Annotated in this window: 22 protein-coding genes, 12 tRNA genes and 1 rRNA gene; 9 read left to right on the top strand and 26 right to left on the bottom strand. The window is 42.6% G+C overall.

Going from position 1 to position 26,279, the window contains the following annotated elements; genetic code table 11:
* Positions 1–198: 198 nt before the first annotated feature.
* Positions 199–1,386 (bottom strand): elongation factor Tu, encoded by a 1,188-nt coding sequence (tuf, locus tag ACYVRS_RS14500; protein ID WP_461198267.1) that lies wholly within the window; start codon positions 1,384–1,386, stop codon positions 199–201.
* Positions 1,387–1,618: 232 nt separating this feature from the next.
* On the opposite strand from tuf, the gene ACYVRS_RS14495 reads away from it, so the two are divergent.
* Positions 1,619–1,975, top strand: coding sequence for a YxeA family protein (locus ACYVRS_RS14495; RefSeq protein WP_461203616.1), 357 nt, complete (start codon positions 1,619–1,621; stop codon positions 1,973–1,975).
* A gap of 51 nt (positions 1,976–2,026) precedes the next feature.
* On the opposite strand, the gene ACYVRS_RS14490 is transcribed toward ACYVRS_RS14495, so the two are convergent.
* A complete protein-coding gene (locus ACYVRS_RS14490; protein ID WP_461203615.1) occupies positions 2,027–3,031 on the bottom strand; it encodes a nucleoid-associated protein in 1,005 nt (334 codons plus the stop codon).
* A gap of 165 nt (positions 3,032–3,196) precedes the next feature.
* Here ACYVRS_RS14490 and ACYVRS_RS14485 point away from each other — a divergent pair, with 165 nt between their 5' ends.
* The 3 genes from ACYVRS_RS14485 (at position 3,197) to ACYVRS_RS14475 (ending at position 5,147) form a co-directional block, all read left to right on the top strand.
* Positions 3,197–4,036: an aldo/keto reductase gene (locus tag ACYVRS_RS14485; protein WP_054116439.1), complete on the top strand. Its 840-nt coding sequence runs from the start codon at positions 3,197–3,199 to the stop codon at positions 4,034–4,036.
* Positions 4,037–4,057: 21 nt separating this feature from the next.
* Entirely contained in the window at positions 4,058–4,339 is a 282-nt protein-coding gene (locus tag ACYVRS_RS14480; RefSeq protein ID WP_054116438.1) for a hypothetical protein, read from the top strand.
* A 109-nt stretch (positions 4,340–4,448) separates the two neighbouring features.
* Complete coding sequence (locus ACYVRS_RS14475) at positions 4,449–5,147, top strand: hypothetical protein (protein WP_461203614.1); 699 nt, start codon at positions 4,449–4,451, stop codon at positions 5,145–5,147.
* A gap of 46 nt (positions 5,148–5,193) precedes the next feature.
* Here the strand turns inward: ACYVRS_RS14475 and ACYVRS_RS14470 are convergent, their stop codons facing one another.
* A complete protein-coding gene (locus ACYVRS_RS14470) occupies positions 5,194–7,659 on the bottom strand; it encodes a hydroxymethylglutaryl-CoA reductase, degradative (protein ID WP_461203613.1) in 2,466 nt (821 codons plus the stop codon).
* 190 nt (positions 7,660–7,849) lie between these two features.
* On the opposite strand from ACYVRS_RS14470, the gene ACYVRS_RS14465 reads away from it, so the two are divergent.
* From ACYVRS_RS14465 to ACYVRS_RS14450, 4 genes are all read left to right on the top strand, one after another.
* Complete coding sequence (locus ACYVRS_RS14465) at positions 7,850–9,010, top strand: hydroxymethylglutaryl-CoA synthase (RefSeq protein WP_461203612.1); 1,161 nt, start codon at positions 7,850–7,852, stop codon at positions 9,008–9,010.
* A gap of 489 nt (positions 9,011–9,499) precedes the next feature.
* Positions 9,500–10,477 carry an ABC transporter substrate binding protein gene (locus ACYVRS_RS14460; protein WP_461203611.1) on the top strand — a complete coding sequence of 326 codons (978 nt, stop codon included), beginning with the start codon at positions 9,500–9,502 and terminating at the stop codon, positions 10,475–10,477.
* 29 nt (positions 10,478–10,506) lie between these two features.
* A complete protein-coding gene (locus tag ACYVRS_RS14455) occupies positions 10,507–11,427 on the top strand; it encodes an ABC transporter permease (protein WP_461203610.1) in 921 nt (306 codons plus the stop codon).
* Positions 11,424–12,233: an ABC transporter ATP-binding protein gene (locus tag ACYVRS_RS14450; protein WP_312499353.1), complete on the top strand. Its 810-nt coding sequence runs from the start codon at positions 11,424–11,426 to the stop codon at positions 12,231–12,233. The genes ACYVRS_RS14455 and ACYVRS_RS14450 overlap by 4 nt, the downstream gene beginning before the upstream one ends.
* Positions 12,234–12,284: 51 nt before the next feature.
* Here the strand turns inward: ACYVRS_RS14450 and ACYVRS_RS14445 are convergent, their stop codons facing one another.
* The 10 genes from ACYVRS_RS14445 to arcA all read right to left on the bottom strand — a co-directional run bounded on the left by ACYVRS_RS14445 (position 12,285) and on the right by arcA (position 22,424).
* Positions 12,285–12,938 carry a V-type ATP synthase subunit D gene (locus ACYVRS_RS14445; protein WP_461203609.1) on the bottom strand — a complete coding sequence of 218 codons (654 nt, stop codon included), beginning with the start codon at positions 12,936–12,938 and terminating at the stop codon, positions 12,285–12,287.
* A complete protein-coding gene (locus tag ACYVRS_RS14440; RefSeq protein ID WP_054116431.1) occupies positions 12,938–14,326 on the bottom strand; it encodes a V-type ATP synthase subunit B in 1,389 nt (462 codons plus the stop codon). Before ACYVRS_RS14440 ends, ACYVRS_RS14445 begins: the two co-directional genes overlap by 1 nt.
* On the bottom strand, positions 14,326–16,101 hold the full coding sequence (locus tag ACYVRS_RS14435) for a V-type ATP synthase subunit A (protein ID WP_461198262.1): 1,776 nt from the start codon (positions 16,099–16,101) through the stop codon (positions 14,326–14,328). The genes ACYVRS_RS14440 and ACYVRS_RS14435 overlap by 1 nt, the downstream gene beginning before the upstream one ends.
* Before the next feature lie 31 nt (positions 16,102–16,132).
* Entirely contained in the window at positions 16,133–16,447 is a 315-nt protein-coding gene (locus tag ACYVRS_RS14430; RefSeq protein ID WP_054116429.1) for a V-type ATP synthase subunit F, read from the bottom strand.
* Positions 16,440–17,441 carry a V-type ATP synthase subunit C gene (locus tag ACYVRS_RS14425; protein WP_461203608.1) on the bottom strand — a complete coding sequence of 334 codons (1,002 nt, stop codon included), beginning with the start codon at positions 17,439–17,441 and terminating at the stop codon, positions 16,440–16,442. Before ACYVRS_RS14425 ends, ACYVRS_RS14430 begins: the two co-directional genes overlap by 8 nt.
* Before the next feature lie 14 nt (positions 17,442–17,455).
* A complete protein-coding gene (locus tag ACYVRS_RS14420) occupies positions 17,456–18,046 on the bottom strand; it encodes a V-type ATP synthase subunit E (protein WP_054116427.1) in 591 nt (196 codons plus the stop codon).
* 16 nt (positions 18,047–18,062) lie between these two features.
* The gene (locus ACYVRS_RS14415; protein WP_054116426.1) at positions 18,063–18,536 is read right to left on the bottom strand and encodes a V-type ATP synthase subunit K; all 474 of its coding nucleotides are present in this window, start codon (positions 18,534–18,536) and stop codon (positions 18,063–18,065) included.
* A 1-nt stretch (position 18,537) separates the two neighbouring features.
* Positions 18,538–20,508 (bottom strand): V-type ATP synthase subunit I, encoded by a 1,971-nt coding sequence (locus ACYVRS_RS14410; RefSeq protein ID WP_461203607.1) that lies wholly within the window; start codon positions 20,506–20,508, stop codon positions 18,538–18,540.
* Positions 20,509–20,820: a hypothetical protein gene (locus ACYVRS_RS14405; RefSeq protein WP_054116424.1), complete on the bottom strand. Its 312-nt coding sequence runs from the start codon at positions 20,818–20,820 to the stop codon at positions 20,509–20,511.
* A 380-nt stretch (positions 20,821–21,200) separates the two neighbouring features.
* Complete coding sequence (arcA, locus tag ACYVRS_RS14400) at positions 21,201–22,424, bottom strand: arginine deiminase (RefSeq protein WP_461203606.1); 1,224 nt, start codon at positions 22,422–22,424, stop codon at positions 21,201–21,203.
* Between the two features lie 411 nt (positions 22,425–22,835).
* Here arcA and ACYVRS_RS14395 point away from each other — a divergent pair, with 411 nt between their 5' ends.
* Positions 22,836–24,848, top strand: a complete 2,013-nt coding sequence (locus tag ACYVRS_RS14395; protein ID WP_461203605.1) for a beta-galactosidase — start codon at positions 22,836–22,838, stop codon at positions 24,846–24,848.
* 139 nt (positions 24,849–24,987) lie between these two features.
* On the opposite strand, the gene ACYVRS_RS14390 is transcribed toward ACYVRS_RS14395, so the two are convergent.
* The 13 genes from ACYVRS_RS14390 to rrf all read right to left on the bottom strand — a co-directional run bounded on the left by ACYVRS_RS14390 (position 24,988) and on the right by rrf (position 26,268).
* Positions 24,988–25,072: transfer RNA gene (locus ACYVRS_RS14390), tRNA-Leu, on the bottom strand.
* Between the two features lie 27 nt (positions 25,073–25,099).
* Positions 25,100–25,170: transfer RNA gene (locus ACYVRS_RS14385), tRNA-Cys, on the bottom strand.
* A gap of 42 nt (positions 25,171–25,212) precedes the next feature.
* A tRNA-Gln gene (locus ACYVRS_RS14380) sits at positions 25,213–25,284 on the bottom strand.
* An 11-nt stretch (positions 25,285–25,295) separates the two neighbouring features.
* Positions 25,296–25,368 (bottom strand) — tRNA-His (locus tag ACYVRS_RS14375).
* 31 nt (positions 25,369–25,399) lie between these two features.
* Positions 25,400–25,473: transfer RNA gene (locus ACYVRS_RS14370), tRNA-Trp, on the bottom strand.
* 5 nt (positions 25,474–25,478) lie between these two features.
* Positions 25,479–25,559: transfer RNA gene (locus tag ACYVRS_RS14365), tRNA-Tyr, on the bottom strand.
* A 1-nt stretch (position 25,560) separates the two neighbouring features.
* Positions 25,561–25,636: transfer RNA gene (locus ACYVRS_RS14360), tRNA-Phe, on the bottom strand.
* 44 nt (positions 25,637–25,680) lie between these two features.
* Positions 25,681–25,754, bottom strand: a tRNA-Asp gene (locus tag ACYVRS_RS14355).
* Between the two features lie 4 nt (positions 25,755–25,758).
* Positions 25,759–25,831 (bottom strand) — tRNA-Val (locus ACYVRS_RS14350).
* Positions 25,832–25,853: 22 nt separating this feature from the next.
* A tRNA-Glu gene (locus tag ACYVRS_RS14345) sits at positions 25,854–25,925 on the bottom strand.
* Between the two features lie 10 nt (positions 25,926–25,935).
* Positions 25,936–26,024, bottom strand: a tRNA-Ser gene (locus tag ACYVRS_RS14340).
* A gap of 46 nt (positions 26,025–26,070) precedes the next feature.
* Positions 26,071–26,144, bottom strand: a tRNA-Asn gene (locus ACYVRS_RS14335).
* Between the two features lie 8 nt (positions 26,145–26,152).
* Positions 26,153–26,268 (bottom strand): 5S ribosomal RNA (gene rrf, locus ACYVRS_RS14330).
* Positions 26,269–26,279: the final 11 nt, after the last annotated feature.

Here is a 26,279-nt window from a genome sequence, read left to right as displayed (position 1 = left end):
CTATCTTTTTGTGATTCAGCATCTATCGTACTATGAATTTTTATAAGTGACTAGCACTTTTTAATCTGCCAAAAATACTTAATAAAATCACAAGATTATTTAGAAAAAAACAAGACAGTGTTTGTCTATATTCGTTTGAGAAAACTGCTGCAATCAAAAACAGTGCTCCCGAAATTCCGGAAACACTGATAAAAAAACTTATTTTTCGATCGCAGTTACGATACCAGAACCGACTGTTCGGCCACCTTCGCGAATCGAAAAGGTCGTGCCGTTTTCAACAGCAATCGGATGGATCAATGCCACATCGATCGTCACGTTATCTCCCGGCATCACCATTTCTGTTCCTTCAGGCAACGTAATATTGCCAGTCACATCAGTCGTACGGAAATAAAATTGTGGGCGGTAATTATTGAAGAACGGCGTATGACGGCCACCTTCTTCTTTCGTCAATACATAGACTTCTGCTTGGAATGTCGTATGAGGCGTGATCGATCCTGGTTTTGCCAAGACTTGTCCTCGTTCGATCTCATCCCGCGTGATCCCCCGCAACAATACACCTACATTGTCCCCAGCTTCTCCAAAATCCATTGTTTTACGGAACATTTCCACACCAGTCACAATTGCTTTATGGGTTTCTGGTTTAATCCCAACGATTTCAACTTCATCGCCAACTTTGACCATACCTCGATCAATACGTCCAGAAGCCACGGTCCCACGACCGGTAATCGAAAAGACATCTTCGATTGGTAAAAGCAACGGTTTGTCTGTATCCCGTTCAGGTGTTGGAATATAGTCATCAACTGTATCCATCAACGTAAGAATCGCTTGTTCTGCTTCGGCATCTCCTTGCAGCGCCTTTAAAGCCGAGCCTTTGATCACTGGTATATCGTCACCTGGAAAATCATATTCATTCAGTAATTCTCGAACTTCCATTTCCACAAGATCAATCAATTCGTCGTCATCGACCAAGTCGATTTTATTTAAGAAAACGATCAAATGTTTGACACCCACTTGTCGTGACAACAAAATATGTTCTCTCGTTTGCGGCATAGGCCCGTCTGTCGCGGAGACTACCAAGATTGCACCGTCCATTTGCGCAGCACCCGTGATCATATTTTTGACATAATCCGCATGTCCTGGCGCATCGATATGGGCATAGTGCCGTTTTTCCGTTTCATACTCTACGTGCGCCGTGTTAATCGTAATGCCACGTTCTCGTTCCTCTGGGGCCGCATCGATACTTGCATAATCTTGCGGATTGGCAAGTCCTTTGTTCCCCAGCACCGTAGTGATTGCAGCTGTCAATGTCGTTTTTCCGTGATCGACGTGGCCAATCGTGCCGATATTAACATGTGGTTTGGACCGATCATAATGTTGTTTTGCCATAATTTCCCCTCCTAGAGAAATGAGTCCCATTGACTCGATTCAAATGATTGTGCTTCATCAAAAGCCGTTTACTTATCTTTTGTAAGTTTGAAGCTATCTCTATTATAGGTCAAAATTAGTCAAAGTCAAGAAAGACGCATCACAGGCTAAACCCTAAGTTTTTCTTTTGTTTTTCTTAAAGATTGGACGTATTGATCCTCCTAATGAATAATAAATAATGAGGTGAATTTCGTTGAAAAAAATATTAGCCAGCATATTGGTCGTTGCCATCTTCATTGGCGGCTCTCTATTCACGTACCACTATTATTATGGCGGCACCGCCTACTATACGCAGATCATATCAAGTGGAGAGCACGATACGGATATCTCTGATGACGGTGTTGTCAATGACATCTATCGCTATGAACAAACGGCTTATAATGATGATGGTGAAAAGAAAGTCGTTGAGATGGCGGAGTATCGGTCCACCTCTTTGAAAGAAGGCGCCTATTTAAAACTGATCGTTAATCCCAATAAAGGTGTTATGCGCTGGGAAGAAGTGACAGCTGAGGAAGTACCGCAAAAAGCCTTGACGAACATCACAGAGTAAGACAAAAACTGCGTTTAGATCATCTATTGAATGGCCTAAACGCAGTTTTTTTTACATACGGTTAATCACTTCTTCGACATTTTTGATGGTGACCGAGATCGTCCCATCTGGATTGTTGATAAATTCAATCAAATTGGGATCACGGTATACATCTAACGGTACGATCAATTCAATTCCATTGGATAATTTCAATTTTTGTTTGCCGAACTTTTTCTCAGAAATCTCACGGACATCTCTTAACATCGGTGCTTGATCGACAAATCCTTTTTCTGTGACTTCTTCCTTAAAGCTCATTTGGGCCGTAATATTATCTTTAAACACTTTCTCAGCGATTTCTTGCACATCGATATGGCCTGATTCTTCAATCGTATCATAGACTGCTTCTTTCAAATCAGCGACGACATGGTAAGACGGGGTCTCAAATTTTTGACCAATCTTTTCAGCAACTTTTTTGATGACTTTGACATTTTCTTCTAAAGACGGCAAGGGTTCTGCTTCAATGACTTTTGTTGAAAAATACAATTGCTTTTCCCCAGAAAAACTATATTTTTTCTCAATCAACTCAAAGGTCAAGTTATGGACATCGATCGTGATCCCCTCATCGGCTTTTTGGGTTTTCCCTGCCAAAATTGCCCGATGAAGAATCAATGTATTTTCGATCCCCGCTTCTCCATTGTCGATAAAATGGGTATAGCCATCTTGGTAATTGACTTTCAAAAATGCAACTTGCATCTGGGTATCTAATTCATACAGCACCACGAATGCATCGCAACTCGGCGCATCTTCGCTTTCTTTGTATGCGTCATACCAGCGTTGCACGATTCCTTCACTAGCAGCAGCGAAATTGGCTTCTGCTGATTTGACCAACTCAGCGATTGCTGATGTTTCAACCAATTTTCCTGTCTTTGTTTGCGGGTTAGCTAATTTCTGAATTTTTTTGGTCAAATAATCTCGTACGTATTCAGTGGTCAAATCTAACTCGACTTGAGAAAAAACCGGATCACCTGTTTGCCGATCGACAATATGTAAAATTGCATGCTTTAAGTATATATCCATTGTTATCGCTCCTTATCCATTTGTCTAGTGTACAAAAAAAAGTGCGGCACTGACAAGTAAATCTGTAAAATAAATCAAGAGCTGCTTGGAAATCAAGGTTGCTTCCGTTGGAAAATGACGATACCTCTGCTACACTTAAGATACCAACAAATAGGAGGAGAAAAGATGAACAATTACACATTATCAAACAATGTCACTATTCCGGAACTAGGATTTGGCACTTGGCAGACACCTAATGGCGAGGTAGCCGTCGATTCTGTCAAAAAAGCCCTTGCAGCGGGGTATCGTCATATTGACACCGCACAAGGCTACAAAAATGAAGCCAGCGTTGGTCAAGCCATCAAAGAAAGCGGCATTCCTCGAGAAGAGATTTTTTTGACAACCAAATTGTGGAATGGCAATCATTCCTATGATTTGGTGATGTCTTCCTTTGCGGAATCGTTGGAAAAACTGCAAACAGACTATGTTGATCTATTCTTGATCCATTGGCCAAACCCAGTTGCCTTTCGCGAAAACTGGCAAACAGCCAATGCTGAATCATGGCGTGCTTTTGAAGAGTTATACGAAGCCGGCAAAATCAAAGCGATCGGTGTCAGCAATTTCTTGCCCCACCATTTAGAAGAATTGAAAAAAACCGCCACTGTTTTCCCAATGGTCAACCAAATTTTCTTAGCACCAGGTGAATTACAGCCGGAGGTTGTCCAATACTGCCAAGCGCATGATATTTTATTGGAAGCTTACAGCCCACTAGGTACTGGAAAAATTTTTGATGTACCGGAAATGAAAGAACTAGCGGCAAAATATAACAAAACAATTGCCCAAATCGCTTTACGCTGGTCTTTGCAGCACGGTTTCTTGCCTTTACCAAAATCAGTCACACCTAGTCGGATCGAAGAAAACTTAGCTGTTTTTGATTTTGAACTATCTCCAGAAGATCTGCAGACCATCGATCAACTCGATGGCGTTGTCGGCAAAGCATCTAATCCAGATACCACAGGGTTCTAAAAAGAAAGAGAAGGAGCACTTATGGCGAGACGCGATTTAGATACATTACCGCAAGCTGTGAAACAAGCCTTTCATCCAGATTTTGTTTTCTTGATCTATCCAGACAAGCTGCAGCATTTTCCTGCGCGGCAATGGACTGAAAAGGAGTATCAGCACATGCTGCAAGAACAATTGGGTGCCAATCCTTCTTACTTTGTTTGGCAAGGGATGTTGGTGGCTCAAGGCACAACAGATTTATTGGTGTTGATGCCCAAATATCAGCATACCGACACTTTCAGCAAAACACCTCATCAGCTTGACTGACGAGGTGTTTTTTCACAGATAAAGTAAAGTTTTTTGATTTTTTCATGATAATCTCTGTTCATTTGCATCAATTTTCCTTATAATCGATAGTGATCGAGAGGAGAAGATTATGAAAAAGAAACAATTAGCTAAATTGAAACAACAATTCCGCCCTTCTTATGAAACGGCGCGTCAGCAGCTATTTGCTGCTATCGAAAGCAAAACGGCTGCCAATCATGACTTGCCAACAACTGTTTATATCAATCCAAAAAATCAAGACGAATTATTGATTGAGTTGTTGAAAGACACCACGAAAGAGCAAAAAATCGCTGTACCTTTAGATGAAAATTTCAAAATCGTAGTCAAACGGATCCAACGCCAAGAAGCTGGTCTATTGGATCGTTTTAGTGATAACTTAGTTGACGAAATTGCCGCTTACTGGGTGCCAGCTGCTGCGCAACCTGCTGATGACACTGACACGACACAAGAAAAGCACGCATCAGAAGCGAAAACAACTGAACCATTCATTGATGCGTCCTCCACAGCAAGTCAAGGGTTAGACCCGCAACAACCTGCATCCGCCGGCCTGACATTTGCTGATTTTTCAGAAAAAATTGCTGCCTTTCCTAAATTCAGTGTGGAAAAAACCAATGGTGAAGCCACCGTTGTGGAAGCAACCCCTAAAGAACAACGAATTTTAGCCACGATTTCCGAAGACGCACCAGGTCAATTTGAGATCCTGCCTGCTTTGGAACGCAAATATAAAATCAAATTAGATGTGATTCCTTTGATTGAAGCATACGCAGCTACTTCACTCGATCAACGTTAATCACGCGATACAAAAACACCCGAACCAAAATTGGTTCGGGTATTTTTTATGTGATTGATTGTCCTCGCAGCTGTTCAAGAAGCGACAATGCTTTGGCTTGATCCATCTTTTCTCCTGCCAAGGCCTGCGCCACAGTATCGATCTCTGTCCCAGCAGCCCCTACAGCGATTGCTAAGGCTCTTGCTTGCATACGCATATGCCCTTGTTGGATTCCTTCAGCGACAAGTGCCCGCAAGGCAGCCAAATTTTGCGCCAAGCCAATGGCTGCTGCTACTGATGCGAGTTCAGCAGCTGACTTCACGCCACTCAAAGCCAAGGCAGCAGTTGCTTTAGGCAAAATGCGGGTCGCTCCCCCAACTGTTGCAATAGCCAATGGCAAAGTGATTTCTCCTACCAGCTGCCCGTCTTCGATATGCCAAGTGGCCAGTCCACGGGTTTGCCCGCTTCTTGCTGCATAGGTATGACAAGCAGCAGATACAGCTCTTGTGTCATTTCCAGTAGCCAAAATCAGCGCCTCTACCCCATTCATGATTCCTTTGTTGTGGGTCGCAGCTCGGTAAGGATCCAGTTGGGCGAAGTCTGAAGCATGACAAATTTTCGTTGCAATCGCGGCGCCATCGCCTATTTTAGACAAAACAGAAAATGGCACGACACACGTCGCTGTTACCAATGATTCGGTCGCATAATTTGTCAGAATACTAAACAAAATCTCCACATCGGGAAACCAAGTGCGTAGATTGGACGTCACACCTTCTAAAATCGTATTGATGATGTTGGCACCCATGGCATCTTTGACATCCACCAGCAAATCAAGGGAGATATAATTGGTATCTAACCCTGAGTCAGCAGCCAGAAAAGCCCGGTGCACTATTCGCCGCAGCCCGCCGCCTCGTTTGACGATCGATGGATAGCTTTCTTCCGCAGTTTTGAAGATGGCTGCTTCGGCTTGTTCGATTTGGGCGGCAACCTTTGCAATATCCTGGACATCCATCAAAACGATTTGTCCCCGCAATAACCGTTCTTCTGCCGTAGTGACAATCTCGCCTGCCATCCTTGCACCATTGCTCATCGCAGCAATCACCGATGGTTCCTCTGTTGCCAACGGCACTGTGTAAGTTTTCCCGTCTACTTTCAGATTTATGCCTACGCCCAATGGGATTTCGACTTCACTGATTTGATTTTCGATCAAGTTATTGGCAAGATCAGTGCTTAATGCCATTGACTTGAAAATCGCTTGTTCTTCCGATGTGATCCGTTGGTCATCAACCAGTTGTTCAAGACGCTGCTCAGGACTTAAGGTGTAAAACTTGGCTTTTTTTTTTGACGAATCATGTGCTGGCTGACGATCTGCGGCTGGGTTTTCTAACAACATCGCCAATCCAAGCCCACCGCCGACACATAAAGATGCAACACCCCATTTTTGTTGGGTATCTTGCAATTGATAGGCCAATGTTGTCGCAATTCGTGCACCTGTGGCCCCTATCGCATGCCCCAACGAAATACCCCCGCCGTAGCGATTGACTTTATTTGGATCTAACCCAAGCTCTCTTTCAACAACGATCGAAGAGGCTGCAAAAGCTTCGTTGATCTCAAAAATAGCAATGTCTTGCATTGAGACTTTCTGTTCTTCTAATAATCTGCTGATTGCCTTGATTGGTGAAATGCCCATGATCTCTGGATCAAAGCCCACTTCTACGATGCCTTTGACGATCGCTAGATAAGGAATTTGATGGGCTTCACAATAGGATTTAGAGGCCAACAACACCATCGCCGCTCCATCATTGATTGTTGAGGCGTTGCCCGCAGTCACCGTGCCATTTTCTTTGAAGACGGTTTTTAATTCAGCCAGTTTATCGATGGTCGTTCCAGGCCGAATGCCTTCATCTTGCGTAACAAGCCCATCTTCCTTCGGTAAAGGCACGATTTCTTTGATAAATTTGTTGGCTTTTTGGGCAGCAACTGCTTTCATTTGTGAAGCATACGCATATGCATCTTGTTCTTCACGAGAGACGCTGTATCTCTGAGCTACATTTTCAGCGGTCAGTCCCATCGGTTGACTGCTGAAGGCATCCGTTAACCCATCATGCATCATGGTTGATACCGGTTTTGAATACTGATTTTCTGCTTTATCATAGAAACTAAATAACGGCGCATTGGTCATGCTTTCGATCCCGCCGGTCAAAACGACCGAAGCTTTGTTGAGTTGAATTTGTTCCATCCCCATCAACATTGCCTTCATGCCTGAACCACATACTTCATTGATCGTTGAGGCCGGGATCTCCGCAGATAAACCGCTTTTTAGTGCGACTTGTCTGCCAGGATTTTGTCCATTCCCAGCTTGCAACACATTGCCAATGACTACTTGATCAATTTGATCTTGCATTCCTTGGTTACGCGCTAGGATTGCTTTGGCAGCAAAAGTACCTAAAGCAACTGCTGAATATTCTTTTAATGACCCATGGTATTTGCCAATTGGCGTTCTAATTGCGTCGATTATGACAACTTCTTCCACGTACGTCACCTCCTCTTGCAATATATCATTAAATGCGCGAAAAAAGAATACCTCAGCCGCCATCCTGTCGGCTTTTTTCGATTCTTTAATAAAGTTTAAATTCTAATCAAATCTTTTTTTATTTTTTCACAAAATGTGATAACTTAAAGAGAGTGAGAAAATAACGCGAAGAACATAAAGGAGCGTCAAGATGAACGTTGGTATAGATAAACTTAATTTTTTTGTTCCACCTCAGTATATAGATATGGTTGATTTGGCTCATGCCAGAGACGTGGATCCAAACAAATTCACAATCGGTATTGGGCAAGACCAAATGGCTGTCAGCAAAATGACGCAAGATATCGTTACATTTGCGATGCATGCAGCACAGCCTTTATTGACTGCAGAAGATCTAGCTGCGATCGATATGGTTGTCGTAGGGACTGAAACTGGCATTGATGAGTCAAAAGCATCTGCTGTCATCTTGCATCGATTGTTAGGTGTCCAACCTTTCGCCCGTTCATTTGAAATCAAAGAAGCTTGTTATGGTGCAACTGCGGGTATACAGTTTGCAAAAAATCATATTCAGGCCAATCCAGAAAGTAAAGTTTTAGTCGTTGCTTCAGACATTGCGCGATATGGCTTAGCCTCAGGCGGTGAACCAACGCAAGGTGCAGGCGCCGTTGCGCTCTTGATCACTGCGGATCCGCGGATCCTGACCTTCGAGGATGACAATGTCATGCTGACACAAGATATTTATGATTTTTGGCGGCCAGTCGGCCACCAATATCCAATGGTAGATGGTCATCTGTCAAATGAAGTCTATATCAATTCCTTCAAACAAGTTTGGCAAGAAAACTGCCGCAGAAACAAACGAACAGCTGCTGATTATGCAGCAATCTGTTTCCATATTCCATACACAAAAATGGGCAAAAAAGCCTTATTGGCTGGCTTCGAATCTGAGGAGCAAGCACAACAAGACCGGTTGTTGGCTCGCTACGAGGAATCAATCACATATAGCCGTCGCGTTGGCAATCTCTATACCGGCTCTTTATATCTGGGCTTGATTTCATTGATCGAAAACGCAACGATCCTCAATGAAAATGATCGGATCGGTCTTTTCAGTTATGGCTCTGGTGCCGTCGCTGAATTTTTTAGCGGCCGCTTGGTCAAAGGTTATCAACAACAATTGAATAAACAAGGCCACGAAGCATTGCTCGATGCCCGTCAAAAATTATCCATTGAGGAATATGAACAATTATTTGATGAAAAAATAGATGTGGATGTGAATAAGACGTTCAATGATGATTTACTGTACAGCATCCAAGAAATCAGAGATACAATTCGTTATTATAAGGAATCGAATGAATAATTATTGATAAACCTTTGATTTCCAACAAGCATAAACACTTGTTGGATCAAGGTTTTTTTTATGTATACCTATCCTTCTAAACCGCTAACAAAAAAAGGAGCGAAACAAACTGTTATTCCAAAATTTTCAGAAAATTGCTATTTCCCGTTGACAGTCCTCTTTTTTTTGACTATACTATAAACAATTCAAGTTTGGAGGAACAATCGATGTTATTATCAACCCGTACCCCACAACTGAATAGTTTTTACTTTAGCTACTTTAGATAGTTTGTATTCATATTCATTATGGATGCAAACCAAAAAACGATTTTTGTTTGTATCTATGATGGCTAAAGCATTTTAACTTGAACTTGCAGCCATGTAGAAATTCTTCTAAATGGTTGCCATGAATGTCATTCTTATTGGTATGTTCACATCCATTTAGACGATTGTCTGAATGGATTTTTTTGTTCAGGTCATGCTAAAAAAGAACATTTTAGGAGGAATCATCATGAACATGAAAAAGTGGATCACATCAGGAATTTTAGCAGCGAGCGTACTTGCATTGGCTGCCTGCGGAGACGGAAGCAACGAATCATCTGGAGATGACAATATGAAGACCGTCGGTGTCTTGCAATTAGTCGAGCATGGCTCACTAGATGCTTCGTACGAAGGATTTAAAGAAGGTTTGGCTGAGGCTGGTTATACTGAAGGTGAAAATGTGACATTTGACTATCAAAATGCCCAAAACAGTCAAGACAATCTAAAAAGTATGAGCGAAAAATTGTTGAAAGGTGATCCAGATCTATTGTTAGGGATTGCAACACCTGCTGCCGTTTCATTGGCAAATGAAACAACAGACGTCCCAATCATCGTAACAGCTGTCACAGATCTCGTTGAAGCAAAATTGGCAGATTCAAATGACGCACCCGGACGCAACATCACAGGTACTTCTGATATGGTGCCAATCGAACAACAAATCGCACTTCTATTAAGCATCGTTCCTGACGCCAAAACGATTGGTGTTATGTATAACGCTGGTGAAGCCAACTCTAAAATCCAAGCCGATCTTGCGGAAGCGGCCCTGAAAGAAGCAGGCCTTGAGGTTAAGGTATTAACGGCCAACACAACAAATGATGTCCAACAAGTTACCACAAGTTTAGCCAAAGATGTCGATGGCATCTATGTACCAACTGACAATACCTTTGCATCTGCTGCAGCTATTGTTGGAGAAGTAGCCAAAGAAACCAAAACACCAATCGTTGCGGGTTCTGTTGATCAAGTCAATGATGGTGCCCTTGCAACTTATGGCATTGATTACAAATCACTAGGTATCCAAACGGGTAAACTCGCTGCCAAAATTTTAGATGGTGATGCTGAACCTGCAACAACACCTGTCGAAACAGCTGAAAACTTAGAATTGGTGGTCAACGATGAAATGGCTGAAGCGCTAGGCATCGATCCTGCCAGTATCGTGGCTCCAGAATAAAAATTAAACCATAGATTTGAGGAAACAATATGAATTTGTTAAACACGTTCTTGGTCTTGCTCCAATCCGCAACTTCTCAAGGTGTCCTTTGGGCATTGTTGGCGATTGGTGTCTACCTCACCTTCCGAATTTTAGATATCGCTGATTTGACTGCTGAAGGGAGTTTTCCTTTGGGGGCAGGAATCGCCGCGATCAGTATCACAAATGGGTACTCGCCAATTATTGCAAGTTTGTTCGGTTTTTGCGGCGGACTTTTGGCGGGTCTGGTTTCCGGACTGCTGCACACAAAACTAAAGATTCCTGCCCTTTTAGCTGGGATCATCACGATGACTGGTCTTTATTCGATCACGAACCGTGTAATGGGGGCACCAAATATTGCCCTATTGGGACAAAAAACAGTCTTTACTACTTTTCAAGACATGGGATTTGCTAAGAACAATGCGGTGATCATCGCAGGATTTCTATTTGCTACCATCGTGATTCTTCTCCTATTTCTTTTCTTTAGAACAGAAATAGGATTGGCACTGCGCGCGACCGGCGATAACTTGGCTATGAGTGAAGCCAACGGTATCAACACCGATAATATGAAGATCATCGGGTATATGATCTCTAATGGCTGTATTGCACTATCCGGTGCTTTACTGGCGCAAAACAACGGCTTTGCCGATTTGAACTCCGGCATCGGAACGATCGTGATCGGTCTTGCTTCGATCATTATCGCTGAAGTGCTTTTTGCAAACAAATCATTACTTATTCGCTTGATCACCATCGTGATCGGTGCGATCATCTATCGCTTCATTTTGGCCGTTGTCTTTGAGTTTAATGTCGAAGCGAATGATATCAAATTGGCTTCAGCGATCGTTTTGGTCATTTGTCTGTCATTGCCTCAACTGCGTACAAAACTCGGCTTGCAAAAAATAGGACCCAAACCAAAAGGAGGTCAATCATGACACAGCCTGTTTTAACGATTGATCAATTACACCAAACCTTTGAAAAAGGAACAATCAATGAAAATCATGTGCTAAAAGGAATCGATCTTACCATGAACCATGGTGATTTCATTACGATTATCGGGGGCAACGGTGCCGGAAAATCGACCCTGTTGAACAGCATCGCAGGGACGATCCCAACCAATCAAGGTCGAATTACATTAGACGGTAAAGATATCACGCGGTTATCAGTAACGAAACGGTCGAAAGCAATCAGCCGTGTTTTTCAAGATCCTCGTATGGGTACCGCGGTTCGTTTGACTGTTGAGGAGAATTTGGCTCTGGCTTACAAACGAGGTCAGGCACGCGGTTTTTCAACTGGCGTGAAAAGCAAGAACCGCGCGTTCTTCCAAGAAAAATTGGCTAGCCTCAATCTCGGTTTGGAAAATCGGCTGACAACTGAGATTGGTCTGCTATCTGGTGGTCAACGGCAAGCGATCACGCTGTTAATGGCGACCTTGCAGCAACCTAAATTGATTTTACTAGACGAACATACTGCGGCATTGGACCCGCAAACATCTTTGACAGTTATGGCGTTGACGGATCAATTGATTCGGACTCAGCAATTGACGGCTTTCATGGTCACCCATGATATGGAAGATGCCATTCGCTATGGCAACCGCTTAGTCATGCTGCATCAAGGGAAAATCGTTGTGGATATTGCCGGCGAACAAAAGCAACACTTAACGGTACCAGAATTGATGGAGATGTTCCATCAAAATAGCGGCGCTGAATTGAAGGATGATCAACTATTATTGAACGCCTAATAGAAAAGACGCTTTACCAGCCAAATCAATGGTTGGTAAAACGTCTTTTTTTTAATAGTGTTGATCGGCTTCATTCTCAGCAATGATATCTGTGACTTTCATCAAGCGTGTCAATGTCGCCCGCTCATCTTCAGCCAGATTGCTTTCAATATATTGGATCGTTTCCGTTAATTTAGGAATCGTCATATATTCCAACGCATTCACACGACGTCGCGTCCGTTCAATCTCATTGGCCATCAATTGGCACGTTTTCTCGATCTCAGCCAATTGCAACATTACTGGCAGCATTTGATCCAAATGGGACAAAGAAAGATCCAATTCACTCGTAGTGCTGACAAATCCGTAAGAAAAATCATCATCAGTTGTTTCATCTTCATAGACTGGATTCAGCACCGGTACATCCATATTCATGATCGTACGGCTTTGTATATCTAATGTCACCTTGTTTAAAGGAATCATAAAGGCTTCTTGCAGCACGACATCTGGAATACTGCTGGAGGCCAAAACATATTCGGCCATTCCCGCTTGCAAGGCTGCCTCCATCTTTTGGCGCAGCGCCTGATTCTTCTTAACTAGCTGAATGAATTGGCGGACCAGTTCATCTTGTTTGTCCTTTAATAATTTGTGTCCTCGCGTTGCTGTGGTCAGCCGCTTTCTTAAACGACTCAACTCCATACGCGTAGGATTGACATTCAAAATCGCCATTAAGCATTCACATCCTCAGTGCTGGGATAGTAGGCGTCGATATATTCTTCCTTGATACGGCTCAATTCTTGTTTCGGTAATGTGGCCAAAAGTTTCCAGCCTAAATCTAATGTCTCTTCAATCGTTCGATTGGTTTCAAATCCTTGATTGACATATTCTTTTTCAAAAAGATCTGCAAAGCGGGCATATTTTTTGTCCATATCAGACAATGCAGATTCTCCTAAAACGATCGATAATTCCTTCGCGGCTTTTCCATCAGAATAGGCTGCATAGATTTGGTTCATTGTTGCTGCATGGTCCCCACGGGTCTTGCCCTCACCAGTCCCCTTGTCTTTCAACCGTGATAAGCTCGGCAGTATATCCACTGGCGGGTTGATATTGCGCTTATAAAGATCACGAGATAAAATGATTTGCCCTTCTGTGATATAACCAGTCAAATCAGGGATAGGATGGGTTTTATCTCCATCTGGCATGGTCAAAATCGGAATCTGGGTGACAGATCCCTCTTTCCCTGTCAAACGTCCAGCCCGCTCATATAAGGTCGCCAAATTAGTGTACAGATAGCCGGGATATCCTCGGCGTCCAGGTACTTCTCTACGGGCAGCAGAGATTTCTCTTAGGGCCTCACAGTAATTGGTCATATCTGTCATGATCACTAACACATGCATGCCTTTTTCAAATGCCAAATATTCAGCTGCTGTCAGCGCCATTTTAGGCGTTGCGATCCGTTCAATGGCTGGATCATTGGCCAAATTCATAAATAGGACCGAGCGATCTAAGGCCCCTGTTTTACGGAATTCATCAACAAAAAACTCAGCTTCTTCGAATGGAATACCAATAGCAGCAAAAACGATCGCAAAGTTGCCTTCTTGACTTGGTACCGTTGCTTGGCGTGCAATTTGGGCTGCGATTTCTTTATGGGGTAAGCCAGAAGCAGAAAAAATCGGCAGTTTTTGGCCACGCACCAATGTATTTAAATGATCAATGGTAGAGATGCCCGTCTGAATAAACTCATCTGGAAAGTCCCGTGCCATTGGATTGATGGCTTCTCCATTCACATCCAAGCGTTTTTCAGGTAAAATCCTCGGTCCATTGTCTTTGGGTTTTCCGATACCGTCAAATACCCGGCCGAGCATATCTAGGGAAACACCTAATGTCAATCCATTGCCTAAGAAACGCACTTTACTCTCTTCCGCACTCAAATTACTGGTTCCTTCGAAAATCTGAACAACCGCTTTGTCATCACTAACTTCCAATACTTGACCCTGACGGATTTCGCCAGAATCCATCCGAACTTCTACTAGTTCGTCAAATTTGACGCCCTTGACGTTTTCAACCACCATCAACGGTCCAGCAATTTCGGAAACTGAACGATATTCTTTTAACATCAATGAACACCTCCAGTTTCAATGATTTTTTGCATGATTTCTTTGATGTCTTCTTTGACTTTGTCTATTCGGTCCAATTCTTCTTCAGGCACGTATTTGCTGCGGGCGATTCGCTCACGCAAATCAACAGTTCCTTTGATGATCTCATCAAGATAAGCCCCTAATTGCAAGGCCCGCTTGGCTTGCGCATCAAACAGCAAAATATTGTCTAACATCTTGAATTGTTTGGTTCGAGAAGTATATGTATCGACATCATCAAACGCATTTTGCTGTAAATAGTCCTGCCGTAAAGAACGTGCTGTCATCATCGTCAATCGGTCTTTTTGCGAAAGAGAGTCCATCCCTACCAACTGAACGATCTCATCTAAACGACTTTCCTCTTGTAAGATAGACATCGCCTCATTGACCAACTCAGACCAGCGACTGCTCAACAATTGATTCAGATAGGTATTGATTTGATCCTCATACAAAGAGTAGGAGTTCATCCAATTGATGGATGGAAAATGACGTTTTTGGGCCAATGTACTGTCTAGCGCCCAGAACACTTTAACAATACGCAATGTATTTTGCGTGACAGGTTCAGAAATATCTCCCCCAGCCGGCGAAACTGCACCGATTGCGGTGATACTGCCTTCTCTAGGTTGCGTGCCTAATGTTTGGAAACGCCCTGCGCGCTCATAATACTCTGCGATTCTGCTGCCTAAGTACGCTGGATAGCCTTCATCCCCAGGAATCTCTTGCAGACGTCCGCTCATCTCCCGCAAAGCTTCTGCCCAACGTGAAGTTGAATCAGCCATGATCGCCACGCTATAACCCATGTCCCGGTAGTATTCCGCGATCGTGATCCCTGTATAGATCGACGCTTCTCGCGCAGCTACAGGCATATTCGAGGTGTTTGCAATCAAAACTGTCCGTTCCATGATCGACTCTCCGGTATTGGGATCGATCAACTCAGGAAATTCATTCATGACATCACGCATCTCATTGCCACGCTCGCCACAACCTACATAGACCACGATATCCACATCAGACCATTTGGCGATTTGATGTTGTACCACAGTTTTTCCCGCGCCAAATGGGCCTGGTACTGCCGCAGATCCACCTTTTGCAACAGGGAAGAACGTATCGATGACTCGTTGTCCTGTAACTAGCGGCTCTCCAGGATTTAATTTCGTGGACACCGGACGCGGTTTTCGTACAGGCCATTTTTGGACCATAGTTAATGCTGTTTCACCTTCAGCTGTATCCAACCGGCAGATCACTTCGGTTATGGCAAAGTTTCCTACCATGACTTCTGTCACCTTGCCGCTTTTTCCGGGTGGAACCATGATTTTGTGCTCAATGACCGATGTTTCTTGCACCAAGCCGATGATATCTCCTGCTTGTACGTCATCACCAACTTGGACTTGCGGCACAAAAGTCCATTTCTTTTGTCGATTCAATGGATCGATCGTCACGCCACGTTCCAAAAAATCACTTTCTGTTTGACTCATAAACGTATCTAATGGACGTTGAATCCCATCAAACATCTGTGCCAATAACCCTGGTGCCAATTCGACTGATAAGGGTGCCCCAGTCGTTTCTACCGGTTCTCCTGGACCAATCCCGGCCGTTTCTTCATAGACCTGGATCGAAACCAGACCTTTTTTGATTTCAATGATCTCTCCGATCAGACCTTTTTCGCTGACTTTGCATATTTCGTGGATTTTTGCTCCGCTTAATCCTGAGGCGGTGACCAATGGTCCCGAAACTTTTTCAATAGTGCCAAATGCCACATTCATTCCTCCTAGCTGGCTAGCTGGTCTGTTAGGAATCTAAAATATTCATTCCTACAGCCTTTTCTACATTTTGCTGAATCCTTGCCATACCGATTCCTAAGCTGCCAGTACTGCTGGGGATCGGAATGATCGCGGGTGTCGGCATTTCTTCAAAACGGCGAACGATTGATTCTAATTGCTCGATCAAACGCTCCGTGAGAAAAATCACACCATACGCTTCAGCCATTTCTTCTAATTGCTGGGCTGCTTGTTCCAGATCGTCCACTGGATAGATATCGATTCCTAGTCCCTTGAACGGTAGAATCGAGTTTTTCCCACCCATCATTGCAATTTTTTTATTCATAACTATCACGCACCCGACTTCTTAAAATCTCCTCTGGTACTTTATTGATTTTGCCAATCAAGAGAATCCGCAAATTTTTGCTTTCGATTTCTTTTGCATACAAATAGCCAATCAATGCCGCTGGGCCAAAGGGGACGATTTTTTGTTCTTTTAACTTTCCCATCAAGAAATTGTCTTTGCGTAAATCAAATGTATTCAAGGTTTTCTTTTCAATCAACTCTTCGTAACTCGCGTTGATCAATACTTTATACGGTGTATTTTGCAAATAGGCAACAAATGCTTCTAATGAAGTCGTGATCTCCGTCAACAGCTCCTCCGCTGGCAAGCTGCCATTGTCTGCGAGGACGGCACTGATAAACCCGCGTTTTCGCTTCATGGCATAACTGCGCAAGACCGTTGAAATATTGAAGATATCGATTTGTCTCTTGATCAGCTTTTGCAAAACTTCATCTTCATAATCCTTGCCTAATGCCCATAAATGCGCCCAATAATGATTGTCGAAAATAATATCGATCGATTGTACTTCATGATAATTTTCGATATAGGAATAGACCTCTTCAATACACGCCACCATTTCTGAAGCGACTTGATTGCTTTTTCTTGTCGCCACCAACTCTTTCAAGACGGCTAACGGTTGCGTCCCGATGGGTACCAAAAATGAAGAAAAATCAGCTTGCATATAACTGGCCTTGACCAGTACTTTCAAATTTTGGTAATCGTATTCTAAAGCAAAATAATCAATGATCCTGCGATCTGGCGCTAAACGATACATGTTTTCATAAACACGCTTCAGTTCTGCCGTCAATACTTGTTCAAAATCGTGGACACGGTCATCCTCATTGATAAAATCACCGTATACAGTTTCTTGGAGCATCCCATAAATCTCCTCTGCAGATTGCGCATTCAGCATGCGCTCATAGCGGGTTCGATCAAATAGTTGCGACTCATAGGTGCGGATCCGTGTATTGAGGGTGTTGTATTTGATGTCATTCATCTTATTCCACCTACTTACTGTTCAAAAATCATTTGCAGTAATGTATTGCTCAATTCTTCTTTGTTGGCATCAAGCAATGCATCGAATGTAAAATTCAATTCGATCGCCTCTTGACGCAGTAAAAAGCCGCCTTTGTGGGGCAATTTTTTTGCTGCGACATGTAATTGTCCATTGGTAACGGATGCTTGCAATTTTGCCAATGCGGCATCATCTAGAAGATTAGCCGTTTTTTCACCTAAGATTAGGTCGATGTCGCCGGAAAGATTGGCTTGCTGCATGCCATTTTCCACAAAACGAACAAACGCTGGTGTATCCATTTGATTCAAACGTACCAACGCTTCTGCAAACAGTTCATCCAACACAGCTTGTTTGGCTGCCAAAACTTTGTTACGTGATTGGATATGCACATCAGAAATTTCTAAGAACATCGCTGCTCGTTTTTCTTTTTCATAAAAAGCCATTCTTTCAGCCAATTCTTCTTCTAGCTGGCTGCGACGAATCCGTTCTTGATTTTCATTTTCTTTTTTCGCTTCATTGATTTGAAGCTGGTACTTCTTCTCGGCGTCAGCCTTAATTTTATCCGTCAATTTTGTAATATCAGACATGTATTTTTTCCTCCTCTTAATTCAAGACAAGCAAGAAGGAAATAACGAACCCTAAAATACAATACGTTTCCATCATCGCCACAAAGATAATCCCTTTGGTCACATGTTCTGGTTTCTTAGCCAAGATCTGCATCGCTGCACTCGCCGCACGCCCTTGCCACTTTCCGGCAACGATCGCTGTCAAAGCAATCGGTAAAGAAGCGATAAATAGATACAATCCACGGTCCAGTGAGATACTTCCGCTGATTTGTCCGAAGATCATAAACGAAATAACGAATCCATACAATCCTTGGGTACTTGACAGCAATTCTAAGATCAACGCTTGTCCAAATTTTTCTGGTTGTTCTGCAATCAATCCGGCTGCCGATTCACTGGTCATACCGACACCGATCGTTGAACCGATCCCACCGCAGATCGTGGCTGTTGCCACACCTAAAGCTGCAAAAACAATACCACCATATTCATAAAAGAAACTAATCCAATTTTCCATTCTATTCCTCCTGTATCTCATGCTCTGAGATAACTTCTACATATTTTTCGTTTGATTTAAATGGGTCGAAGGCACGTCCGCCTCCGGTGAAAAACTTACCAAAATACTCTAAATACTGTAAACGGATCCCGTGCACATAGGCACTCAGATAACTTAAAAAGATGTTCAAGCCATGCAAGGCCACGAAGAGCAAAATACCGACTGTAAATCGAGCGGGTACTGGTAAATAGCTGATGATCAAGTTAAAAGCCGAAGCAATACTACCGCCAGCTACACCCAAAGCCATCAGACGTGTATAACTGATCAGGTCGCCTACATAATTGGTGACATCCATCAACCCATATAACCCTGAGCCGATTTTGCCTACCAATGTATTGCCTTCAAAACTTCCACCCACTACGACCGCCAATAAACTTGCTGCCAATAAGAACAAGCCGATTGTTTGCATTGGTGTATCTGGGAAGAGCAACATGCCTAAAGCAACGAAAACGACACTAACAAGGAAGACCATCCATGAGCCAGCTTGGAACAAGGCTTGCAGCTTTTGATCTTTCTTCTTCCAGAGTACATAAAATTTCAAGGCCAATCCGAACATGATTTGGATGTAACCAAAGATCACGGAAAGGACTAAAATTTGATTGACATCATCTTGGGCAGATAGTAACTGGAATGAAAATTCAAAACCAAAGAAATTGCCATAGATCAATCCCCAAATAATCGTCGGAATCGAGCACAATTGGAACAATGTCAAATTCTCAGCAAGTCCTTTGCTCAAATGAAAGACTTTTTTTCCAATCAATGTTGCCAGGAACAAGAGCAGGCCATAACCGAAGTCAGCCACCATCATACCGAAAGCTACCATATAAAAAGGCGCCATAAATGGTGTCGGGTCCAGCTCATCGTATTGCGGTAAGCTGTACATCCGAACGAGCCCTTCAAATGGTTTGATCCAGCGGGTATTCTCGAGTAATATCGGTACATCTGCGATTTCTTTTTCCATCACTTCTTGGTATTCAAGGTAATAGTTTCCAGCAGTGCCTTTTTGGATACGCGCTTCCAGTGATTTGGCCGCATCGACAGGAATCCATCCTGAAATCGATACTGCATGAGCTGAACGCAATAACAAGCCATTGCTTTTCGCCCGTTTGATCGCGCCATCTAAATATTCAGCAACGATGTTCAACTGTTCTTGTTCTGACACCATCGCTTCTAAAGTTGCTTTGATTGCGTTTTCTTCATCTAATAAGATCTGGGATTTATTTTTTAAAGCCGCTAAGTCTTCCTCTGGCATTCCGTCATAAGGATAGATATATTGCTCGAAAGCTGCTTTTTTCAAAAGGGTGTTGGCTTTGTTTTTGATGTCTTTATGAAACAGAACCAATACATAAGCTGTTGATTGAGATTGATAAATCGTTTCGACATAGAGGAGCGGCATTTTTTCACTTTCTTGGAGGAAAGCATCGATTTCTGTATTAGGGATCATCCCTAGTTGTCCGCCCGCCTTCTTCAACTCATTGAGTACGCTAGGTCGTTCTTTAAAATACTGCCAAATCGATAACTCTGCTTCTTGTGCCAGTATATCTCGTTTTTCTTGATCGATCAGTCGAAGACGTTTGTCGTGTTTACGAAGGGTTTGGCAAAGATCTTGCCATGGATAGGTGTGGGCGACGTGCGCCAATTCTTGAATGGTGTATTGTTTGATTGGCTGACGCAATTTCGCCAGCATGCTTTGTTTAGGTACATATTCTTCGATAAAATTTAAACTCCAGTTGACTTGACCAAACTGGTTTTCAAGTTCCTCCGCCTGTTCCTCGCGTACAGGTGCCAATACACCTGTCGTTTCTTCAGTTGCATAATATTTCTCTGAAGCGAGCAATTCTACACCTTGAAAGTCTTGCAGCTGTGACAAAACAGCTTCTTTCTGCTCGTAAAAGGTTAGCAGACTGAACTTTTGCATTTTTGCAATTGCCATTTATGTCACAACCTTATTTATTATTATTGCTAAAGCTTCTTCTTTCAATGAATCAGGAATTGTTCGCAGTGTTTTTACCTCCGCTTGTGTTTTTTCCAATAAAGGTTCCTTTGATTGGATCAGTTCAGCGGCGATCTTCTCTTTGATCAACGCTTTTTGTTGTACTTCTTGTTGGGCCAATTCCTCTTGAAACGATTTTAAGCGAAGCGATCTTTCTTCTGATAATTGTTTTTTATCCGCTTCTGCTTCTTTATTTTTTGTTTCCGCAAATTGCTCGGCTTCTTGTAATAAACGAATTGCATCGACTGCCATTTTCTCACCTGCTTTCTCTTTTTTCCCGCAAAAAAAAACCACTACAAATCATGCATGTGGCATTCGCTGTGCGTAAGCTGTTCAAAATTAATAAGTGGCAAATACCTTCACCTATTCATGTTTTCTAATATAACCGTAACATAGATTTCTTATCAGAACAAGGTTTACTCTGTTTTTTTATAGTCTTTACATATAAAAGTCATAAAAAATACATAATTCCACTCAAAGAAACCCTTTTCTTAAAATAGGTAGGTATTTTAATATCAAAAAAGAAAGATGAGAAAAGCAAATGCAATTCAAATCTTTCTTTTAGTAAATTCTATTTTATTTTTAGTCTAGTTTGCTTAACAATAGTCATCTCACTTTTAAAATAACGTTGTCTATTGTTTTTCACGGATAAAAGGCATGCTCATACACCGTGGACCGCCTCGCCCTCTGACCAGCTCACTGCCAGGTATTTCGTTCAATTGGACGCCCGCTTCTTTTAGTAGGCGATTCGTCACGACATTTCGATCATACACAATCACCTCTCCAGGGGCAATCGCCAAGGTATTTGAGCCATCGTTCCATTGTTCCCGAGCAGCAGCTGTCAAGTCGTTACCACCGCATCGGATCAAAGCTACCTCTGGCAAGTCTAAGTATCGGCATAGAATATTTGCCAAAGTATCTCGTTCCTCAAAAATTTGGACGCCCCCTTGATACTTGCTAATGGAATAAACTGACAGTTCGCCTTCTATTTCAGGATGGATCGTAAACTTATCAACATCCACCATCGTGAATACCGTATCTAAATGCATGAATTTCCGTTCTTCACCAATATTGAAAGCCAGAATATGTTCGAAACTTGGTTCTGTATCAAAAATCGTTTGTGCGATTTTCTCAATTGATGCCACTTCTGTCCGCTGAGAAATGCCGATCGCAACCAACTTATCAGATAAAACCAATTGATCGCCCCCTTCGATACGGGTCGTATCGTCTCTATGATATAGAAAATTGATTTTATTCTGAGTAAACATTGGATGATGATAAAAAATTTGATTGCCATACAATGTTTCTCGACGGCGTGTGGGCGCATACATGCGGTTCATTGACACGCTGTTGCCTATCGTCGCAAAAGGATCACGGGTAAAATAAAGGTTGGGCATCGGATCAATCAGAAATGGATAATTTTCTGCGACAAGCGACGTTAAGTTCAAACGTTGTGGGAGCGCCAACTCATTTTTTTTCAGTCCAGCCATCGTATGATCAATAAATGCCCTAGGGTCTTTGATCGACATAAAGAAGTCGAACACTTCATTGCGCATAAAATCATCATGGATCATCGTTTCATCTAAATAACTATTTAAAAAAACTTCTTTGTCTTCCGCACTCTGTAAAGTCTCTGCCGCCAGATCTTCAAGGTATAAGACCTCAACCTTATTCTTCTTCAATGTTTCAGTAAAAAAATCATGTTCAATTTGCGCTTGCTGCAAAAAAGGAATATCGTCAAACAGCAACCGATCTAAATAATCCGGCATCAAGTTTTCTAATTCAGCCCCCGGTCGATGCAGCATGACCGTTTGCAAACGTCCGATTTCTGAAAATAATTGGATAGGTTTGTTCATTTTGTAAGCTCCTTTGATAGAATAACTGGGTGATTCTGTGTCATCATCAGTTTTAGTTCATACATATTCATGTAAAAGCGCATAAAACAAGTATGGATAGACCAGCTTGAATAAAAATAGATCCTACATAGGTGATGATCGAATTAAAATAACGATAGCAAAAAAACTAAAACGATAAATAACTTTAAATAATCTATTATAAACCATTTTAACTTGCAAATAAAAAAACAGCAAACCAAAAGAGTTATAAGGCGTCTGTTTCGCCTTTTCACGGCGCTTCACTTCAATTTTTTTTGAACAATTTTCGTATTTTTGCAAAATTTAAAGCATTGCTTTGTTAGCGCTAACAACAAATGGTTTGTTTTGCTATCATGAACTTATCAACTATCTTTCCTATGAGGTGAACAAAAAATGAAAAAGCAAACCCAGATGTATTATGGTGCCGATTATAATCCCGAGCAATGGTCAAAAGAAGTCATATTAGAAGATATGGTATTGATGAAAGAAGCCGGTGTCAACTACGTTAGTATCAATATCTTTGGCTGGGTCTCGATTCAGCCGAATGAAACCACTTTTGATTTTGACTTTTTGGATTGGCTGATTGATTTGCTGTACAAGAACGATATCATGATTGATCTAGCCAACGGTACTGCGTCTCCCCCAGCCTGGCTGGTCCACAAATACCCGGACATGATGCCAATGACTGTTCATGGCAATCGTCTGGTTCATGGTTCAAGACAACACTATTGTCCGACTTCAGATGTCTATCGACAATACGCTGCTGCTTTATCAAGTGAAGTGGCCAAAAGATACCATGATCATCCCGGCATTGTCATGTGGCATATCAACAATGAATATACTTGCCACATCCATGAATGCTATTGTGATCGTTGCCGTTCAAGATTTCAACAATGGCTGAAAGAAAAATACCAAACCATCGCTACCCTCAATAGTGCTTGGTCGACAACATTTTGGAGTCAAAGTTATGGTGACTGGCACGAAATCTATTTACCTGAAGAAATGCCTACCTTCAAAAATCTAGCGCAGCAGCTAGATTATGCCCGTTTTATTTCGGCAATGAATCTTGAGATCTATCAAATCGAAAAAGCAGCGATTGCTGCTTACTCAAAAGAGATTCCGTTTATGACAAATCTAATGGGGCTGCATAAATATGTCGATGGGTTTAAATGGGCATCCGAAATGGATGTCGTTAGTTGGAACAGTTATCCCAATCCGTTTAATGAGATGCCCTATCCACAATTTTTAGCCAACGATTTGACACGCAGTTTGAAGAAAAAACCGTTTTTGATCATGGAGCAAGCGCCTAGTGCCGTGAACTGGCGGGCCGTCAACGGGGCAAAAAAAGCAGGTCAAATGCGTTTGTGGAGCTATGAAGCCATTGCCCATGGTTCTGATGGCATCATGTTCTTTCAATGGCGGCAATCCAAAGGTGGCGCGGAGAAATTTCATAGTGCTGTTGTCCCACACGGTGAGCCAAAAGAAAGCCGCGTCTTCAAAGAAAGTTGTCAATTTGGCAATGAGCTAAAGAAATTACAAGCCGTTGTTGGCACAACATTCATTGCTGATGCAGCGATTGTTTTCGACTGGGAGAATTGGTGGGCGCTGGAATTAGACGCAAAACCACGCAAGTTAAAATATATTCATCAATTGAGCCGCTTATATGAAGCTTTGAGCGGTTTAAATCTAACGGTCGACTTCGTACACCCAGATGAAGACATCAGCAGCTATTCATTTGTCCTTGCGCCAAACCTATATTCCGCCTCATCAAAATTTGGTGAAAAAATCGAAGAATACGTTACAAGTGGAGGTATCTTCTTAACCAATTTCTTTAGCGGCATCGTCAATGAACATGATCAAGTGTATTTAGGCGGTTATCCCGGTTTATTCAAAGACGTATTAGGTCTCACCGTAGAAGAATTCTATCCATTAAAAGATCCTATGAATGGGCAAATCAGTTATGATGGGCAAACGTTCACCACTCACTTATGGGAAGAAGTCATCCATTTGGATCATGCCACAGCTCTTGCCCATTTCAACAATGATCACTTGCCTGGTGTTCCAGCGATTACAAGTAATCATTATGGTGACGGCTATGCTTACTACATTGGCACAGAATTAGCCCCCGCTGACTTAGCTATTGTTTTGACTAAGATCATTCAAGACAATGATTTACACAAAGCCACAGAAGAATTCATTGAAGGAACGACACCTGTATCTGTGACCTGTCGCAAAGGAAAGGACTATTCACTGCTTTTCTTACTCAATCACACAGATTCTCCTCACCAAATCGTTCTTAAGAAAAAGGGTTATTCTATTCTCGATGAAACAAATGTTACTGAATTCGAGGTAGATGCAAAAAATGTACAAATCATCAAATTTTCTTATACATCGGATCATGAATAATACATGCTTACCAGTCATTTTATTATAGCCAAATTGGACAAAAAACCATTGTCCAATTTGGTTTTTTGTTTTTTAAAATACCAATGAATGCAAAAAAAAAGATGTATCAAATCTTCTAAGAAGACTGATACATCATCGATACCGGCGGCCGGGGTCGAACCGGCACGCCCTCAACGGGCACTGGATTTTGAGTCCAGCGCGTCTGCCAATTCCGCCACGCCGGCATGTTGAAAGTGTATAATTTAGTACGAAGGCGGTAACCGGATTTGAACCGGTGATGAAGGTTTTGCAGACCTCTGCCTTACCACTTGGCTATACCGCCATTATACTATTGTTGCGTTATACAATCAAGTAAAGATTGTAACTGGGGTAGCTGGATTCGAACCAACGCATGACGGAGTCAAAGTCCGTTGCCTTACCGCTTGGCTATACCCCAATAATGAAAAGGGCGAATGATGGGAATCGAACCCACGAATGCCGGAGCCACAATCCGGTGCGTTAACCACTTCGCCACACCCGCCATGATGTGAAATCTGCTTAAAAATATATAATGGCAGGGGCAGCAGGAATTGAACCCACACTAACGGTTTTGGAGACCGCTGTTCTACCTTTAAACTATGCCCCTAAGAATGGAGGAGAGTGGATTCGAACCACTGAACCCTAAGGAACGGATTTACAGTCCGTCGCGTTTAGCCACTTCGCTACTCCTCCATGGTGGCGCGGGACAGAATCGAACTGCCGACACATGGAGCTTCAATCCATTGCTCTACCAACTGAGCTACCGAGCCATATAGTATATATATAAGATAAGCTTTACAAAAATAATGAAAAACGGTCTGGACGGGACTCGAACCCGCGACCTCCTGCGTGACAGGCAGGCATTCTAACCAACTGAACTACCAAACCGTAATGGGGGTTAACGGGTTCGAACCGCTGACCCTCTGCTTGTAAGGCAGATGCTCTCCCAGCTGAGCTAAACCCCCAGGGTTGTTCATTAAATTGTAATGATCCGTACGGGACTCGAACCCGTGTTACCGCCGTGAAAGGGCGGTGTCTTAACCACTTGACCAACGGACCAATGTTTAAACGGAGAGTAAGGGATTCGAACCCTTGAGACAGCGTTAGCCATCTACATGATTTCCAATCATGCTCCTTCGGCCACTCGGACAACTCTCCAGGCGTAAAGAAGCTCAATACCCTTGTTTGTTTCTCTATTAGAGAACTCCGGCAGTAGGACTCGAACCTACGACATCATGATTAACAGTCATGCGCTACTACCAACTGAGCTATGCCGGAATGATACAGCGTGGCGACGTCCTACTCTCACAAAGGGAAACCCTTCACTACAATCGGCGCTAAGAAGCTTAACTTCTGTGTTCGGCATGGTTACAGGTGTATCCTTCTTGCTATCGCCACCACACTATTCAATTG

It is taken from the genome of Enterococcus salsurae (assembly GCF_054784955.1).
The sequence above is the reverse complement of the archived record's forward strand: the minus strand, read 5'-3'. Positions and strand labels throughout refer to the sequence as shown.

Excerpts from the sequence above, each read along its gene's own strand:
- ACYVRS_RS14405 (WP_054116424.1), bottom strand. The coding sequence starts at position 20,820 with ATGGCAGTCGATGCAATTCGTTTATTACAAGAAGCCGAGCAATTTGCG.
- ACYVRS_RS14440 (WP_054116431.1), bottom strand. The coding sequence starts at position 14,326 with ATGTTAAAAGAATATCGTTCAGTTTCCGAAATTGCTGGACCGTTGATG.
- ACYVRS_RS14415 (WP_054116426.1), bottom strand. The coding sequence starts at position 18,536 with ATGGAAAATTGGATTAGTTTCTTTTATGAATATGGTGGTATTGTTTTT.
- ACYVRS_RS14480 (WP_054116438.1), top strand. The coding sequence starts at position 4,058 with ATGGCGAGACGCGATTTAGATACATTACCGCAAGCTGTGAAACAAGCC.
- ACYVRS_RS14445 (WP_461203609.1), bottom strand. The coding sequence starts at position 12,938 with ATGGCGATTTTGAATGTCAATCCTACGCGTATGGAGTTGAGTCGTTTA.
- ACYVRS_RS14475 (WP_461203614.1), top strand. The coding sequence starts at position 4,449 with ATGAAAAAGAAACAATTAGCTAAATTGAAACAACAATTCCGCCCTTCT.
- ACYVRS_RS14425 (WP_461203608.1), bottom strand. The coding sequence starts at position 17,441 with ATGAATGACATCAAATACAACACCCTCAATACACGGATCCGCACCTAT.
- ACYVRS_RS14460 (WP_461203611.1), top strand. The coding sequence starts at position 9,500 with ATGAACATGAAAAAGTGGATCACATCAGGAATTTTAGCAGCGAGCGTA.
- ACYVRS_RS14420 (WP_054116427.1), bottom strand. The coding sequence starts at position 18,046 with ATGTCTGATATTACAAAATTGACGGATAAAATTAAGGCTGACGCCGAG.
- ACYVRS_RS14450 (WP_312499353.1), top strand. The coding sequence starts at position 11,424 with ATGACACAGCCTGTTTTAACGATTGATCAATTACACCAAACCTTTGAA.
- ACYVRS_RS14395 (WP_461203605.1), top strand. The coding sequence starts at position 22,836 with ATGAAAAAGCAAACCCAGATGTATTATGGTGCCGATTATAATCCCGAG.
- arcA (WP_461203606.1), bottom strand. The coding sequence starts at position 22,424 with ATGAACAAACCTATCCAATTATTTTCAGAAATCGGACGTTTGCAAACG.
- ACYVRS_RS14410 (WP_461203607.1), bottom strand. The coding sequence starts at position 20,508 with ATGGCAATTGCAAAAATGCAAAAGTTCAGTCTGCTAACCTTTTACGAG.
- ACYVRS_RS14455 (WP_461203610.1), top strand. The coding sequence starts at position 10,507 with ATGAATTTGTTAAACACGTTCTTGGTCTTGCTCCAATCCGCAACTTCT.
- ACYVRS_RS14490 (WP_461203615.1), bottom strand. The coding sequence starts at position 3,031 with ATGGATATATACTTAAAGCATGCAATTTTACATATTGTCGATCGGCAA.
- tuf (WP_461198267.1), bottom strand. The coding sequence starts at position 1,386 with ATGGCAAAACAACATTATGATCGGTCCAAACCACATGTTAATATCGGC.
- ACYVRS_RS14465 (WP_461203612.1), top strand. The coding sequence starts at position 7,850 with ATGAACGTTGGTATAGATAAACTTAATTTTTTTGTTCCACCTCAGTAT.
- ACYVRS_RS14430 (WP_054116429.1), bottom strand. The coding sequence starts at position 16,447 with ATGAATAAAAAAATTGCAATGATGGGTGGGAAAAACTCGATTCTACCG.
- ACYVRS_RS14485 (WP_054116439.1), top strand. The coding sequence starts at position 3,197 with ATGAACAATTACACATTATCAAACAATGTCACTATTCCGGAACTAGGA.